Source organism: Halococcus dombrowskii (assembly GCF_022870485.1).
GTDB lineage: Archaea > Halobacteriota > Halobacteria > Halobacteriales > Halococcaceae > Halococcus > Halococcus morrhuae.
The window spans coordinates 58,315-73,850 of the sequence record NZ_CP095008.1; the positions used below are offsets into that span (position 1 = coordinate 58,315).

Consider the following 15,536-nt stretch of genomic DNA (forward strand, 5'->3'; position numbering starts at 1 on the left):
ACCGGTTGGCCAGAAGAAATAACACCCGTGCTTAGGGAGGTACCGAGAGAGGCTGATCGTATGAGTATCGAATCCGAACAGCCACCGTCACCTGCCGGGCCACCACTCGGGATCAAAGTCGTCTGCTGGTCCAGAATCCTGCTCATGTTCGCCGAGTTCGTTTTAGCGCTCGTGCTGTTCGCGAATCTCGAAGATCTATATGGCGTGCTATTGCTGGTGGCGATAGTAGTCGAGATCGTGATAGTGTACGGACTCTGTACGCTCACCCTATGGGGCTGGATACTGGCAGTCATTTGGTACTCGATTGGCGGACTCCAGTCTGCGTCCTCGTTGCTGTCGGGGAGCCTGAGTGGTTTCGTCGGAATCATCCTGAGTTTCGTTACTATTGGTCTGGTGCTTACGAACTACCAATCGTTTCGATAGCTCTCTCGGTCACTGGACGCTCATGAGATATAGCTCATGAATCGGACCTGCCGTATGCGATTTGATTCTATTCAGAGGTGTGTTCGAGAACGTACCGATTCGGATGTTCTAGTTTGCCTGACGCCGAACTACTTGGGCGAACAGACCACCGACATACAGGAATATCCCCGTGAGTAAGCCGGCCAAAGGAAAATCACCGATCAAGAGCTCGTATCCGACTGTGAGGACGATTGCGGTCCAAATCCCAATCCGACGAAGGAGAGCACCGGAGCGATTGATCATCGTTGGGACTTCAATTCCCCGCTGATCACCTAGTGTATACACCCGATAGCCTTCGAGTAATGCGTACACTACTGCTGCGATCGGGAGGGCAAACTGAAATCGCTGATAGAAGAATCCGGCAACAAGTATGATGACAACTACCAGTCGAACAGCGGTGCTGTATCGTGATACGTCGCCATTAGGATCGACCGATATAGGTATCATTGTAATGTGACCTGAAGGGCCGGACAAAAAGTGCTTCCACAGCAAGCAGGCTAGGTAGCGGGCTACGGGCTTTTCCTTCGGAATGCCTCGTACATGACGACCATCCCTGAGATCTGAATTGGCCCGATAATCACTGAAGCAAGTCCGCCTCCAAACGCAATTGGTTGCTGAAGGGCCGCGATTGCATTTGGTCCAGTTGGAATGCCACCAGTCAGGAGAACTGTAGCGCCTGAGAGAATGAACGATGCGATAGCGAAGATCACGACGAAGCCGAACACAGTCCATCCGTGGCCGCTGGTGAGCGCCCAGCTCCGTTGCAGACCATCGATTGGACCACATTCCTCAATCATAACTGCTGGAATAGTGAGTCGAAATCGAACCAGCAAGTAGATCCCTGGGATGACCAGAAGTAGTGATGCCAATCCGGTAGCAATTCCACCAACAAACGCTGCTAAGATCGCGTAGAAAATGCGAGTGAGTGTTGGGCGAGTCGTTTCTTTTCTACCTTGAAGAGCGGAGTAGGCAATGACGACAGCGATCGAGTCCACAACAAGTGTTGCAATGCTATTGAGTGGACTCGAAATCATTCCGGCGATAGCAACGATCAGATAAAGGCCGAAGAGTATGGGTGTATCAGTCGCGACCGAAACTCCTCTTTTGATTATCTCGCCAATGCCAGGAGTACGTGTATTTTCCATTTTCTCGCTGGGTGCTGGAGATGTACTCATGTACCGTTCAGTGTTTCTCAAGATGGAACATATAAAAGCATCTAATCGCGGATTTTATCGTTTTGCCGATGGATGAAGATGAGATCCGAAGAGAATGCAGCGAAACAAGGAAATGAGATCCACTTTGTGTTTCCGTCGTAGCTGGAGGTGGTTAGATGGAATGAGATCAAGATTAAGCTGAAATCATATTCATCACCCCACACCGTGTTTTGTCATATTTCGACGATAATGCGGAAGGTTGTGTGACGAACGAGAGAAAGACTTCATTGTTTGAGTACAGGAACTGATGATAAAACTACACTTTGGTGTGTATATACCCCGACAATTGTCGGAAATGTCGTATAATATGGAATGTACATCTCGCATTTAGCCGCTGTCGCTATCTCTTAGACTGACCCTGCAAGTAGAGAAGTGGTTCATTACAGGGAGGGTGTCCGTAGCTCGCTATTGGATTATTCCGTCTCAGTAGAATCTTCTCTATCGCGGGATTCTCGGGCCTCCTCGGCCGTTTCAGATTCTAGTATTTGCTCTGTCCTTCGTTCAAATTCCTTCTCATCGATTTCTCCCCCCACGTACTGCTCTCGGATGTCAGTTAGCGATTCTTCCATAGAGGATTTCTCGGCGTGATCATTCAGAGGTGCTGCGACTTCTTCGTATCCAGCATAGTAAAGGACACATCCAATTGCTATCAAAAGAGGTGCGAGCCACGCGGCATGAGTGACTGAGGCTAGAAATATAGTAAGTAACGCCATGATCGTGAAAACTACAATTATGAGTGTTTTCTCACTGTAATCTTCCAAGCGAGTGCTCATGCCGAATCCTTAGTTTCTCATCGGTATAAAGCTGATATCGTTCCTGCGATGTGAGCACCTTCACGGTCACGCGAAGGGGCCAAAGGTTGGCGGAATGAGCATGGAAGGTGCAATATACGCGCCCTATCCATCACGCAGAGTCATTTATGTCTGAGAGCTGTATGTGGAAAAGTACGAAGACATCTACTCGTCACTATAGATGATCAGTTACGCCGTTGTGACTTTTTCCGCAGGCCGGTGGCTGTCTCGTTGCTTATGTACCCAGTGCTTTCCCCGATGTCTGCAACTGCTTCGAGGACCGCTGCCAGATCGTTCTCGATTTCACTCACCCGCTCCATAGCCTCAGTTACTTCGGCGTTTAGCTCTGCGACATCTTCCGGCGAAACGAACTCGCTCAGTGGTGCCCCGAGATGGTCCGCGCAGAATTGCTCACCCCGGTCAGTGAGCGCCCATGTCCGTGCATCTCTGCCACCTCGTCCATGATACTCGCGTCCGTCTTCTTCGACAACCAATCCCCACTCAACTAGCTTCTCTAGATGGTGCAGGGTACTCCCCCGAGCAACCGTCGTGTGTTCCCGCAGTTGTGCAGTATTCATCACTGACCTACCACTTTCCAGAAAGGTTGTCAGAAGCTCTTTCCGTGGTTTGCCAAGTGATTGGCTAATTGTCTTGAACGAGGGGAGATCCGATTCTGCCGATGTCGTGTCTGGGTCAGATTGGTCCGGCGACATGGGTGAACCCTGTCCCTCAACACATATAAGATTATAGTTTGATAGTATTATAACGCTCAAAACCGGCCGGTTGCACTCATAAGAATATCATAAGATAGTATTATAATTGTGCGAAGGGGGCGTGGATATCACTCATATTGATTTATATCTACGATAAGATTATAGGCGGATAGTATTATACTGGGCCACGTCGATGCCACTCTTTGTGGGGGACCCCCCACGGGGGTTAGAGAGGATGCTGAGATGGGGGTCCCAGTGGTGAGTGGACCGTGGCGGCTGCCCGTCCCCGTGGCCGTCCCCGACCGAGGGTGAATGAGGGGCGACTGACTGAGCGATACCTGGATGTCCGATGAGCGAGCAGCGAGAGTGGAAGTGCAGCGAGTGCTGAGAACTGCCGGATGTATCTGGTGTGTGATGTGACAGAGTAATGGTTGATATCCGACTGTGAGACAGCCAGCAGGGGATGTCAGGTGGCGAGTGATTGAGCTAGATGACGACGATGACCGACGACGATGAACTGGGGGTCCTGCAAAGCGTAGCTCCTACTGGGGGTCCAGTGTGGCGATGCCGTTACAGCAAAACTGGGGGTCCGGGTGAGCTATGTCTGAGCGAGGTCCAGCGAAGCGACGACAACTGGGGGTCCGGCTAGCGAGTGATGAGCTCTGACTGAATGACGAGTGGCGGTGGCGGTGACGACGACGGCGATGACAGCACAGCGACGGTGGACATCCAGGATTGCGAGTTGCTGCATCAGCATGGCCGGGGGTCCCACTGCTGTTGCGGCTGCGGTCCGCGGTGCGGATCGGCTCTCTGCTGTACCATCGCGTCTTCTCTCAGTCGGGGCCATCAGTAGTCAGTGCGATCGGGATGACGCACATCAGGCAACTGTTACTCCGTGCGATCGTATTAACCGTGATTGGTCGGTGACTGTCCAGGCGCTGGAAATCGATATATCTCGACTCCAAGAAAGATATATAGGCTGGCGGCGAGAATAGTGGAGTATGAGCGATGAGAATCCAATTGATGACACTACTCATGGACCACACGCTGGTACCGCCCGAACACAATGGCATGAAGAGAGGACGACCTTCCAGCGGGTCTACGATGTGATCACCGGAATTACAGAGTACACATCAGCGAAGGCGATCAGTGAGCATGCTAACTGCTCGACTGACGGGGCTCGCACAGTACTTTCGCAGCTCATCGAGATGGGTATCGTTGAGTATCAGGGCGACCGCCCGAGAGAGTACCGACGTAACGAATCGTACTTTCGGTGGAAACGCGTCGACACGCTTGCGCGCGAGCACTCCGTGTCCGAGCTCCGTGAACAGGTCGAAGCCCTTCTCGAAGAAGACCAGTCGTTCCAGGACCGCTTCGATGCCCCCGATCCGAATGCGGTCTCTCCCGCGGTGTTCAAGCATGTCGATCACGAGACGATCCACGAGCAATGGGAGGTACTAACACGCTGGCGGAGCGTCCGTGGGGATCTCGAACTCCTCCAACAAGCCATCCACCGTGCCGAGCGAGACAGCGAAGGGAACGCCAAGACGTCGGCATCGGCGTAGCCACTGAGTCTGATGTCTGACAACGATAACAAGCGGAGCGATGATTCGCTACCGAGTGGTCGGCTCGATGTGCCAACGCTGAAAACGCTTGCCCAGCGTGCCACAACTCACTCACTCGTCAACGAGTGGGAGTTCGATCCATCCAGCCTTTCGCCGCGTATGCTTCGCCTCTTCTTGGACGCAGATTCCTATCCAACCGATGTGACGAATGTACGTATCGACATCCGGTGGTTCACCAGTGGAGACTACTCGTTCCACTACCTCGAAGAGTACGAAGAAACGACTGACCCATACCAGTGCCGGTGGGATCGACATCCGAAAACCAGCGCTCCACGGATGCACTTTCATCCACCGCCGAACGCTGGCAGCGCAGAGTCAGGCTCACTTGAGTCTCATCACCTGGCCGTACTCTTCTCTGTTCTTGATTGGGTGAGCGAACGAGTCCAACACCTCCACACGGACTAGGTTCCGACCTGTTGCTGCCGAAATAGACATTTCCAAGAAAACAAACAAAAGAGCGCGTCTATGGCGATATCAGCGTCAAAGCGGCCGTGAAAGAAAAACTCGACAACATGAACGCCACGGCGGATTTCTACGGCACTCTCAAGCTCTTCATCTCGCAGACCGATTTCAAACAAAACAACAACCTGTGATGTGAGAACTCTGAAGATCAGTGCTAATCACTATAGCGTGGCCTGTGACCGGTGGGGGAGGCGTGACAATGCCACGTAATCGGTGCGAACACGCAGCGGTAGCAGACGAATACAGACAACCACGGAGAGAATACGCCCATATTCTCTTGCCATCCTTATCTTTGCGCTAATCTCTACTAAGAGAGGCGGAATGGCAAGGAAAGAGTACCTCAGCGCTCGGGTGCATCAGCTCCCCTTGTTCAGAGCGTGAGCGAAAAGGAACCAGTCGGGCAGCATCAGGACCATCTTCACGAACGCTGCAACTGCGACGAATGCGAGTGTCAGGCCCTCGATGAGCAGTGTTCCGTCCGCCCACCCACCGCCAGAGGAAGCCACCACAGCGACGACACCAGCCATCAGCAGCCAGCCCACGAAGACCGTTCCCGGCCGGACAAGCATCGCAAAGACGATGATAGCCAGGAGACCGACCGCGATCCAGAACGTCGTCGACGTCGAAAGGCCAGTCACCGACACTGCTTCGATGTCAGTCGGGGAGCTCAGGATAACCACCGTGGAGAACAGATACGCTCCCCAGCCTACGACGGTCCCCACAACGAACACGAGCGCCGGTTTCAGTAGGCCGCCGTTGCTCTCGCTTTCGGAGGATTCGGTGCTGTTCGTCTCTCGGCGTGTATTCTCTTGCTGTCTGTTCCTTCGGCGTGCTTTCCCTCGTCGGGTTCGAGGATGGTCTGAAGGCATGATATTCACCGTGTGTCGAGGTTTACCCGCTCGATCCCACCGGTGGCCGCCGATTATCCATCCTCTACTCCATCGACCCGCTCGACGAGATCCTGGATTTCCTCGTGTGAAAGATCAACCGCGTTGTCAGCGCCGACCATCAGAACGATGGGGTACAGGTAGCGGTTCTTGCCCAATTTCTCGCCGCTCTCGCTTTGATACGTCAGGTTGACCGACTGGCAGGCGAGGTCAACGTCGTTCGCGAGCGATTCCGGCAGGTGCATGAACAGATTGCTCTCCCGGTCCTTGACGTTCACTCGGCGCTCAGACACGCTCTCAGCCCCAGCCGTGCCCGTTGGTCCTTCGGAGCCTTCGGGAGACTGTGACGAATCCTGACCCCGCTCTCGCTCGCTCTCGTTGCTGTCGTCATTTTCGTTACTCTCTTTCTCCCCTTCACGAGCCGCAAGCCGGCTCATATCCGCTTCGCGCTCGCTCATCGTGCCGTCACCTCAGATTCAGCCTCCGCGACGGCGGGCAAGCCAAACATCTCATCCAGCGTTCGGGCAATAGCCTCGAACTCGCTCACCATGTCGCACTCTTCGTCGTGACTGAAAATCGAGCCGTGGCCCTGCGTGATCGCACGCTGAAGCACGACTCGCTTACGGATCTGCCAGATGTCCCAGAGCGCTCCGAAGCTCTCCTCGAACAGATCGAGGTATTCGTCCGCCTCGTTGTTCGTCTCGATACGGTTGGCGATGAGGCCGAGCTTCCGAATCTCCACGTCATGCCACTCTTCGAGTTCGTCGATCTGGTCAAATAGCAGCTCTAGTCCTTGGACACTCAGTTCCTCCGGGTAGGTCGGTATCAGGACGTTGCCGGTCGCGAGCAGCGCGTTATCCGTGAGGATGTCCAACGACGGCGGACAATCCACGATGATGTAATCGTACGCTCGGTCAAGCTCGTCGAACGCGAGTTCTAACCGATCTTCAGCGCGCGGCTCGCCGCTCAGTTTTGACGAAGTATCGAACGTCATTCGCTTGTGCGATCGGGCAACGTCGAACTCCGGGTGGCTCTCGATCACGTCGGAGATGCGGCCGATCGACTCACGTTCTAACAGTACCTCGTGGAGCGTCACATCGCGGTCCAGATCGTTGTAATAGTCCGCGTAGCCGAGGCCACGAGTGATCGTGCCCTGTGGGTCGAGATCGAACAGCAGCACGTCTCGACCACGGTCGGCGAGTGCTCCGGCAGTGTGGATCGAGCACGTCGTCTTCCCGACACCGCCTTTCCGATTGCTCAAACAGAGTGTGGCTGGTTTGTCTGTCATGGGCCGTTTTTCTCTCCAACAGAACCAAACGACGAAACGGGCCTTATATCTTTTGGACAGAAAAACTAGTTTGGAGTGGAAGGAATGGTTGTGTGGGGAAAGGAATGAAAAATAGCAAAGAGGATAAAGAGAGCAAAGAGGATAAAGAGAGCAAAGAGGATAAAGAGAGCAAAGAGGATAAAGAGGGTAAATAGAGGAAAATAAGCAAAGAGGGGAAAAAGAGGAAACCGGTGTGGGATGGGTGTGAGATGAAAACGGGATGGGAAATGCAGGGAAGGCAAAATGTCAAGAACATATTGGAAGTGAAATGTCGGCTGGATTCGTACGAGCAAGGACGATGAGAACAGCGAGAACGGCGGAATGGACACTTTCAAGAGAATAGGCGCGAGAGCGTGTCTGTGGTAGATACTATCGTCAAATCGGCTGTGAAGGATGAATTGAGCGAGATGAACGTTTCCAGCGATTTCTACGACGCTCTCGACGAGGATGTGAGCGAACTGCTCGACGATGCTGCACGGCGAGCGAGCGACAACGATCGCAAGACCGTCCAGCCACGCGACCTGTAAGGCACATCGGTCTCAGAGCTTTCTAATCCGCTCTCGACACGGCTTTCAGACGGCTCACCGTCCCCGAGAGGGTTTCAGAACCAGTAGAAACGCTCTCGCAGCCGATTTCGGGTGTTTCACCGCCCCGGTCGGGTTTCACCGTGGGAAGTACGCCGCTGCAAGAATGTGAAAGGTTGAACCCCCTCAAACGTGCTTGTCGTCGTCATCCACCGCCACGTCGTCGCGATCGAGCACCGCCAGCACGCGCTCCCGTAGGTCAGCAACCGATACCTCCAGTCCGTGCTTGCTGCATAGCGCTGCGTGACGCTCGATTACCTCCTCGACATCGAGGCGGTAGATCGAAGATTTGTCGGCCCTGTTGGGACGATCTTCGGTTGAGTAGGATCGCTGGCCGTCGTACGGGATGGTTCGGGACGTGACGATCACACCGTCTTGGCAAACCTGAAGCGTCCAGCAGCATTCTAGTTCGCCGACCACGCTATCAGTCGTTTCCACGACTGGCGACTGATGAACGGTCCAAATCGTCTGCTCGCGCCCGCGCCGGTAGCAGGTCACGCAATTGCTTGCGAATTCGTCGCTCTCGCTTTCATCGAGCATTCCACCGTCGTTACTGGCAATATCACTACTCATAGGGGTGTAGTGTCCACCTCCTCGTCGTCCTCGTGAGCGTACGGGTCGGTAGTGCCGGGCGTGTTCGGGCAGCCGGGTTCGTGAATCTCCCGCCGGCCGAAGTCGTCGGTTTCGGTGCGCTTGCCGCACTCGGCGCATATCTCGCTCTGTGCTTCGCCTTCGTCCGTGTCGGTTTTCGCTGTCATAGTCGGGTTCGGGCACTTCGCCCTTACCCATGCTTGGAGACACAACCACTTAAACCCTCCGAAGACCAATTCTGCTCACCCGAAGCGAAGGGGTTAAGTGGCAAAGGGCATTACTAAAGTGTAGGGCAGAAGGCCCGAAACCGACTATGACAACAGGAAAAGCCAAAGCGATCGGAGACGACGGCCGCGAGCAACGCACGCACACCGCGAGTCAGGATGAAATCGAGGCCAACTACGATCTCGTCGATTGTAGCGAGTGCGGCCAGCAATTCAATCTCGGAGCGCAAACGTACTACGGGCCTCGTTGCCCCAGCTGTCGCACATCCCTTCGGAGTGAGGTGTCGGAGAGATGAGTGATGATAACGAGGAAACGATTGAAACCCGGCTTCGTAGCGCGCTCGACGCTGGAAACGAGGAACAAGCCCGCGAACTCGCGGCGGACCTGTGGGCCGATCGGGATATGACCGGCCTCGAAGTGATTGATTCAGGCGATTGTGGGACCGTCGAAGTGACGAAAGACGGTTTCCTCGGTATGTTTTCGGTCGTCGTGGACCGCGAGGGATGCCCACGAGCAAGCGAAACCGGGATCGTCGCGTTTGAACGGCACGACGACGAAGGATACCACCTCATTGAAGATGTGGAGGCACACGCGAGCGCAGAGGTCCTTGACAGAATGAACGACGCGCTTGACGCTTCTGTTGAGCAGTATCGGGAGCGAAGGACACGACGGAAAGAATTTCGGCGGATGGTTCTATAAGAGCGTTCGATCGCTCAAACCGCCTAGAATCACACGCTCAGCCAGCGTATCGGCGGTTTTATTTTCCCATGAGAGACGTGGAATAGCGTTCTCAGCGGTTTCGCGGATGGACTATTATGAATCGCATAGTTCCGTGAGACGCTATTACGACCCACACAGCCACTAGAACAGCCCGTAATCGCCGTTTCATTAGAGCAAAGTGAAAATACCAAACCCGACACGAAACGCTTAAGTGGTTATGTCTCCAAGCATGGGTAAGGGCGAAGGCCCGAACCCGACTATGACAGAAGCTACCGACGCAACCCTCGACGTTCGCACCGACGACGAGATCGAGATGGACGCTCTCACAGCCGATGAGCGGCGTGCTGTGCGCGCTCGCAGTGAAAGTATGGTCGTTATCCCACAGACCGACCCAGACGGTATCTGTATCGGGATGTACGACGTGCATAGCGAAAGCGGCGAACGGTACACGATCATTTTGGATCACGACAGCGGATGTGACTGCCCGGATACGGAATATAACGGCGCGGAGAACTGCAAACACCGCCGCCGGGTGGCGATGCAGATTAATGAATCGGGGTGTCCGGCTCCCGGTCAACCGCTCGGCGACTACCAAGACACGCTCAAAGCCGTCCGAACGCGGCTGGAGGATGAACGCGAAGCACTCACGGACGAACTCGAAACGGTGGATGGGCTTCTGGATGGCCTAGAATAGACCGGAACCGTTCGCCGGGCCGCTCAGATTGTCGAAAACCACCCATACACCTGCTGATTCGTCCGATTTCTTTTGCCATATGCCGCGCGAGATCGCTTCCTCAGCGGGATCGCGGATGGACTATTATGAATCGCATAGTTTCGTGAGACGCTATTACGACCCACACAGCCACTAGAACAGCCCGTAATCGCCGTTTCATTAGGGCAAAGTGAAAATACCAGAGCCAATACGAAACGTTTAAGTGGTTATGTCTCCAAGCATGGGTAAGGGCGGAAGCCCGAACCCGACTATGACAGCGAAAACCGACACAACGGACGCCGATGCACCGACACACAACCGCGACCCTTCGGCGGTCGCAAAGCGCGTCAATCGCGCGCTCGGCGGGTTCTACCACGTCGAAACGACCACCAACCCCGGCGAATATACGGTCTTCAGTGAATCGGGATCGACCTATACGGTGAACGTTTCGGACGGGACCTGTACGTGCCCGGACGGCCAGCGCGGAGCATGGTGCAAACACGCCCACCGCGCCGCGTTCGTGACCGGCGAGATCCCCGATATTGACGGCGTTCATGTCGAAGCCGACGGCGCGGACGGCAGCGACGACAGCGACGAAAACGACGGCGACGACGGCGACAAGGAGGAAACGTTCGCCGATCGGGTCGAGCGATACGTCGCGACGAACCCCGAGGCTTCGGCAATAGAAGTCATCAGCCAGCTCGGTATTAGCCCCGATAAGATGGACCGGGTGGAGGATATATTAGAATAGACCGGAAGCGCTCGCCGGCCGGTCGCTCAAATTGTCTATAATAGCCCGCTTACCCCACTGAAGCCCCCGATTTCTTTTGCCGTGAGATGCGTGAGATACCGTTTTCAGCCGGAGCGCGAATGGACTATTATGAATCGCATAGTTTCGTGAGACGCGATCAGACCCCACACAGCCACCAGAATAGCCCGTAATTGCCGTTTCATTAGAACAAAGTGAAAATACCAGATCCAATACGAAACGTTTAAGTAGTTATGTCTCCAAGCATGGGTAAGGGCGGAAGCCCGAACCCGACTATGACACCGGAAGCTATCGACGTGGACGACGGCGAGGGAACAAGCGACCGACCAACCATCAGCCAGCAGTACGCCTTCTCGGTCGGTGAGGACGGCGAAACGGACGGAGCGATTGAGCCGTCCGAGGAAAGTGTCGAGACAGATCTAGAAGCCTTCGGCGCGTCGGTCGATCATCGCGAGCGCGACACCCGAATTGACCAGCCCGAAGCCAGCAGTTTCGGCGTGGATGATCGGGCCACAGTCACCCGTAGCGACGGCGGTGAGCAGCGAGCGCTATTCGCCGATACCGACGACGATCAGCAGACCCTTTCGGGCGAGCGTGCCGCCAGTCAATGCCTGTTCGAGAGCGACGACACCGGCAGCGACGATCGTACCAGCGAACGCGCCGCGAGCGCAAACACGGACGACGAAACCCCGCGAGCGCTCGCCGACGGCGGCCGCGTCGAGGACGGTGAGAGCGGCGAGAGCACCAACGACGGGCGCGAACGCCCCACGCGATCGGAGCACGCGGACTTTGGCGGCGGCGAAGCGTCGGGGATGGACGACCTCGGCGACCCGGCCGAGACCGTCGAGAGCGAGCCGCAGAGCGACGAGAGCACCAACGACGGGCATGGGCCAGTCAAGCCGGAGAACGGCCACGAGGACAGCGAGGACAGCCCGAGAGACAACGACAACAGCGGAAAAGATGATTCGGTCAACCCCCACCGGCACGTTCCAGACGAGATCGACTATATCACCGCCGACGGCATTGAACAAGTCCATGAGCACCTTAGCGACGAAAACGCCGCGATATACGCGGCTAGCTCGGTCGAAGAACAAGCCGCCTTCCTATGGAAAATGGTCGATCAAGGCGTTATAGACCTCAGCCTCAGAGGGCGGTGAACAGAAGGGAGAGAGGTCGAAACTGCGATTTTCTTTGTTCGTTAGCGGCCGCAGTTTGCCATCTCAGCGGGATCGGAGATGGACTATTATGAATCGCATAGTTCCGTGAGACGCTATTACGACCCACACAGCCACCAGAATAGCCCGTAATCGCCGTTTCATTAGGGCAAAGTGAAAATACCAGAGCCGATACGAAACGTTTAAGTAGAAAGGGGCATTACTAAGGTGTAAGGGCGGAAAGCCCGGACCCGACTATGACCGAAGCAACCGACGCGGACGACAGCAAGGAAACAAACGACGAACAGACCGGTGAACGATGCGAGTGGTGCAAAAGCATCAGTAACGTCTCTCGCGGGTTCGTTCACGACGTATCGGACGAGTCGTGGACAGACTATGACGTACTCTGTCGTGAGTGTTTCATCGAGGAGGCAAGCCAATGAGCGGCGATTGATTTCAAATCAAACCCAACCCTTAAGACTGAGAGGGCATTATTAAGGAGTGCTGGAGGCTGACAGTCATGACAGAATCACCCCCCAACGAACAGATGGAAGGACAGAATCAGACGAGCCAACAGGCCGGGATTACCCATGTTCAGACAGTCCGCGTCAAGTTCGACGACAAAGGCAACGAGCCGGACGGTGCGGACACCCCGAAAAACAGTCGGTATGTCATCACAGCGACCGAGGCGATTCGAGCAGCTGGTCTAGATGGCGATTCGATGTTTCGGTACGTGCCCGAGGAGGTCGATAATCTCGGTGTCGTACCGGCGCTTGGGTCGGAAGGCGGTGAGGGGTACGTTCGGGATAGCCGGACATACTCTGTCCGCGACAACGGGAATAAATACGCTTCCTATCGGCTCACGATACCCGAGGCCGTACTGGAAGCCCTGGAAATTGACCCTGATTCCGAGGCGGCCAAAAACAACGAGTTACCGATGCTCGACGTGTTTGCCGGTGATCGGATGATAGCGTTCGGCAAATCCAACGCAATCGCTGTCCCAGTCGATGCTCTCCCGAACGATTACGAAGGCGAGGGTGATGATAACAAAGTCGTCCTACACCAAATTCAGACGGCAGTACCGGGAATGCAATCAGGATGGGACGACGGAGTTACTATCGCCGCTACGCCAGCAATCAAGCAGGCAGGCGGTAGGGCTAGTATCGGCGGTGTTCGGTATCTTCCTGAGCTTTCGGACGATCTCGGTGGCGATGTCGTGCCCGCTATCGGTCTCAAAAACGATGATGGACGGTCGGACGGCGAAGCACTGTCTGTCTATCATGAAGGGCCAGATCGGGATTACTTCAAGCTCCCAATTCCCGCCGACGTACTCGACGCGCTCGATCTCTCGACAGACGACTACGAGAACGTTGCTCTCGATGATCGCCCCGCGCTCACGGTCTATGCAGGTGATCGAATCGTCGCGTTGGGACGCCCCGGAGAGCGTGAGATCGACGTTGACCGAAGCCAAGCACCAAGAAAACCAGCGCCCACACTCACGGACATCGCCGGCATCGGTCCAGCGCTCGCCGATGAACTCGCTACGAGAGGCTTCGAGACAGTCGCCGATCTCGCCGACGCCGACCGCGAGGACCTGCTGGCTATCGACCAACTCGGCGAGAAGCGTGCCGACCGCATCCTCAACGACATACCGCGTTCAGAGAGCGACAATGAACGCGAGGAGTGACGATGACGCAAACGGAACGTGCGGCGATTGTGGCCGGCGTGAGACCGCCCACGTCATCCAATGCCCGATCGACGAGGAGCGCCGCCTAGATCTCTGCGCGGACTGCTACGACGATCGCGGCCCCGGCATCGAAATATGTCATATCCAGGATTCGGAATGGGATGTTGACGGCACGAGAGCGGAGCCGCAAATCAACGGACTGGGCGAGCGACACATGAACAACACAGCGTTCCCTGCTCCGGGATGGCTCGGCAATCCACACGAGATGGAGGAAAACACCGAAGTCGAGCGCTGGCGCGTGCTCAAAGCCTTCAAAGAAGACCTAATGCAGAAGGTTCGCGAGGATGAGTTCTTTCCGTACCATCTCGGCAAAGTGCGCGGCAAGCGCGTTGCGTGCCGGTGCCGATCGGACACCGAAACATGGCCCGGCGACGGTGATCCGTGCCATCTCGATGTTGTTCACGCTGCGCTGTTGGGATTATATTGAGGCATGTAGCCCGCTACTGTCAAGGTCCGCCGTGTTTGGCGTGGCTCCGGTGCCGGGTTTCTCGATCCATCCGCCCACTGGCGATACGAAACGCTTAAGTGGTCATGTCTCCAAGCATGGGCAAGGGCAGAAGGCCCGGACCCGACTATGACACCGGAAGCTATCGACGCGGACGACAGTGAGGAATCGAACAACAACCATCAGCAGCAGAGAGGTGGTGCATAATGTTCGGCCGACGCGAGACCGTCGAAACGCTCGAAAACACGCCGACGCTTCGGCCGATCGAACACCCCTCGTCGATTGACGATCTCGTGGATGCAATCGAGGAGATCGCCGTCGAGCGCGTTCGTAGCCCACCCGAAAAGCCGGTGCGGACGATACAGCGCGTGCATGGGAAACTCGATAACGAGGAGGCACAGGACCAGTACGTGTCCGACACGATACTTCAGCGTCGAATCAACGCAGCTCGCCGAGAGTTCAATACGTGGGTCGGGCGTGAACTTCGTAGCCAACGCATCCCGTCTCCGGCCGAGGCCGGCCCGTCGAATTACAATTTCAAGAAAGCACGCGAGAAATCGCGGTATGCCCGTGAGTCGAGTGAGACGTTAGATGAAAAACTCGATCGAGTACGCGCCGCAGCGAACGGGGCACGCGGTCGAGCGCTCGAAGCCGTCGGATCGTCTGTTGCCGAGGAGAACGCGAAGAAAGCCGAGACGAAGCGTGACGCTGTACGCGACGAACTCGAATCCGGTATGATCGTCGAGTTCCGCAACCCGCGTCTCACGATTGGCCGCGTCGTTCGGGTGAATCAGAAAACCGTGACTGTCGAGTATGACCGTGGATATACGAAAGACCCGCTTACGGACGAGGAGTTAGACCCGATGGCACAGACGCGCGTCGATCTCGATAGTCAGTGGTTGACGCTCCTAACCAATGCGGAGACGATTGAAGAAGCCGAGCAGCAGCGCGATGAAGCCACTGATAATTGAGGAGGTTCGCATCTCTATCGGCCGATAGCAAGAGTGTAGGACACTCTCGATGAAGAAATTTGATTTTCAAAACTCGATCAATTCCGAGCAAAGCGGCACGTTTAAGTAGCTATGCCTCCAAGCATGGGTAAGGGCGG

The 15,536-nt window shown here is 55.5% G+C and carries 20 protein-coding genes; 12 read left to right on the forward strand and 8 right to left on the reverse strand.

Annotated features, from left to right (window positions below; all coding sequences use genetic code 11):
- Positions 1-60 precede the first annotated feature (60 nt).
- A complete protein-coding gene (locus MUK72_RS17795; protein WP_244706691.1) occupies positions 61-423 on the forward strand; it encodes a hypothetical protein in 363 nt (120 codons plus the stop codon).
- 548 nt (positions 424-971) lie between these two features.
- Here the strand turns inward: MUK72_RS17795 and MUK72_RS17800 are convergent.
- The 3 genes from MUK72_RS17800 to MUK72_RS17810 all read right to left on the reverse strand — a co-directional run bounded on the left by MUK72_RS17800 (position 972) and on the right by MUK72_RS17810 (position 3,180).
- Positions 972-1,637: a DUF7847 domain-containing protein gene (locus MUK72_RS17800; RefSeq protein WP_244706693.1), complete on the reverse strand. Its 666-nt coding sequence runs from the start codon at positions 1,635-1,637 to the stop codon at positions 972-974.
- Between the two features lie 452 nt (positions 1,638-2,089).
- Positions 2,090-2,449 carry an SHOCT domain-containing protein gene (locus MUK72_RS17805; RefSeq protein ID WP_244706695.1) on the reverse strand — a complete coding sequence of 120 codons (360 nt, stop codon included), beginning with the start codon at positions 2,447-2,449 and terminating at the stop codon, positions 2,090-2,092.
- A gap of 203 nt (positions 2,450-2,652) precedes the next feature.
- Complete coding sequence (locus MUK72_RS17810) at positions 2,653-3,180, reverse strand: helix-turn-helix domain-containing protein (RefSeq protein WP_244706697.1); 528 nt, start codon at positions 3,178-3,180, stop codon at positions 2,653-2,655.
- A 1,001-nt stretch (positions 3,181-4,181) separates the two neighbouring features.
- Here MUK72_RS17810 and MUK72_RS17815 point away from each other — a divergent pair.
- Both MUK72_RS17815 and MUK72_RS20585 read left to right on the forward strand, forming a co-directional pair.
- Entirely contained in the window at positions 4,182-4,745 is a 564-nt protein-coding gene (locus tag MUK72_RS17815; protein ID WP_244706485.1) for a DUF7342 family protein, read from the forward strand.
- A gap of 159 nt (positions 4,746-4,904) precedes the next feature.
- Complete coding sequence (locus MUK72_RS20585; protein ID WP_483306172.1) at positions 4,905-5,210, forward strand: toxin-antitoxin system TumE family protein; 306 nt, start codon at positions 4,905-4,907, stop codon at positions 5,208-5,210.
- A gap of 413 nt (positions 5,211-5,623) precedes the next feature.
- Here MUK72_RS20585 and MUK72_RS17820 read toward each other — a convergent pair whose 3' ends face one another.
- The 3 genes from MUK72_RS17820 to MUK72_RS17830 are packed head-to-tail and all read right to left on the reverse strand — an operon-like array spanning position 5,624 to position 7,442.
- Positions 5,624-6,136 (reverse strand): hypothetical protein, encoded by a 513-nt coding sequence (locus MUK72_RS17820; protein ID WP_244706487.1) that lies wholly within the window; start codon positions 6,134-6,136, stop codon positions 5,624-5,626.
- A gap of 53 nt (positions 6,137-6,189) precedes the next feature.
- Positions 6,190-6,612, reverse strand: coding sequence for a DUF8160 family protein (locus MUK72_RS17825; RefSeq protein WP_244706489.1), 423 nt, complete (start codon positions 6,610-6,612; stop codon positions 6,190-6,192).
- Entirely contained in the window at positions 6,609-7,442 is an 834-nt protein-coding gene (locus MUK72_RS17830) for a ParA family protein (protein ID WP_244706491.1), read from the reverse strand. Before MUK72_RS17830 ends, MUK72_RS17825 begins: the two co-directional genes overlap by 4 nt.
- 398 nt (positions 7,443-7,840) lie before the next feature.
- On the opposite strand from MUK72_RS17830, the gene MUK72_RS17835 reads away from it, so the two are divergent.
- Positions 7,841-8,008 (forward strand): DUF1931 domain-containing protein, encoded by a 168-nt coding sequence (locus MUK72_RS17835; protein WP_244706493.1) that lies wholly within the window; start codon positions 7,841-7,843, stop codon positions 8,006-8,008.
- Positions 8,009-8,191: 183 nt separating this feature from the next.
- Here the strand turns inward: MUK72_RS17835 and MUK72_RS17840 are convergent, their stop codons facing one another.
- Both MUK72_RS17840 and MUK72_RS17845 read right to left on the reverse strand, forming a co-directional pair.
- Complete coding sequence (locus MUK72_RS17840) at positions 8,192-8,638, reverse strand: hypothetical protein (RefSeq protein WP_244706495.1); 447 nt, start codon at positions 8,636-8,638, stop codon at positions 8,192-8,194.
- A complete protein-coding gene (locus tag MUK72_RS17845) occupies positions 8,635-8,823 on the reverse strand; it encodes a hypothetical protein (RefSeq protein WP_244706497.1) in 189 nt (62 codons plus the stop codon). The genes MUK72_RS17840 and MUK72_RS17845 overlap by 4 nt, the downstream gene beginning before the upstream one ends.
- Positions 8,824-9,172: 349 nt before the next feature.
- Here MUK72_RS17845 and MUK72_RS17850 point away from each other — a divergent pair, with 349 nt between their 5' ends.
- From MUK72_RS17850 to MUK72_RS17885, 8 genes are all read left to right on the forward strand, one after another.
- Positions 9,173-9,580, forward strand: a complete 408-nt coding sequence (locus MUK72_RS17850; protein WP_244706500.1) for a hypothetical protein — start codon at positions 9,173-9,175, stop codon at positions 9,578-9,580.
- 280 nt (positions 9,581-9,860) lie between these two features.
- A complete protein-coding gene (locus MUK72_RS17855) occupies positions 9,861-10,295 on the forward strand; it encodes a hypothetical protein (RefSeq protein WP_244706502.1) in 435 nt (144 codons plus the stop codon).
- A gap of 289 nt (positions 10,296-10,584) precedes the next feature.
- Complete coding sequence (locus tag MUK72_RS17860; protein ID WP_244706504.1) at positions 10,585-11,064, forward strand: SWIM zinc finger family protein; 480 nt, start codon at positions 10,585-10,587, stop codon at positions 11,062-11,064.
- 293 nt (positions 11,065-11,357) lie between these two features.
- Positions 11,358-12,239 carry a hypothetical protein gene (locus MUK72_RS20505; RefSeq protein ID WP_425311110.1) on the forward strand — a complete coding sequence of 294 codons (882 nt, stop codon included), beginning with the start codon at positions 11,358-11,360 and terminating at the stop codon, positions 12,237-12,239.
- A 254-nt stretch (positions 12,240-12,493) separates the two neighbouring features.
- On the forward strand, positions 12,494-12,679 hold the full coding sequence (locus MUK72_RS17870) for a hypothetical protein (RefSeq protein ID WP_244706506.1): 186 nt from the start codon (positions 12,494-12,496) through the stop codon (positions 12,677-12,679).
- 77 nt (positions 12,680-12,756) lie between these two features.
- On the forward strand, positions 12,757-13,923 hold the full coding sequence (locus MUK72_RS17875; RefSeq protein ID WP_244706507.1) for a helix-hairpin-helix domain-containing protein: 1,167 nt from the start codon (positions 12,757-12,759) through the stop codon (positions 13,921-13,923).
- The gene (locus tag MUK72_RS17880; RefSeq protein WP_244706509.1) at positions 13,907-14,410 is read left to right on the forward strand and encodes a DUF4326 domain-containing protein; all 504 of its coding nucleotides are present in this window, start codon (positions 13,907-13,909) and stop codon (positions 14,408-14,410) included. The genes MUK72_RS17875 and MUK72_RS17880 overlap by 17 nt, the downstream gene beginning before the upstream one ends.
- A gap of 224 nt (positions 14,411-14,634) precedes the next feature.
- Positions 14,635-15,399, forward strand: coding sequence for a hypothetical protein (locus MUK72_RS17885; RefSeq protein WP_244706511.1), 765 nt, complete (start codon positions 14,635-14,637; stop codon positions 15,397-15,399).
- Positions 15,400-15,536 lie beyond the last annotated feature (137 nt).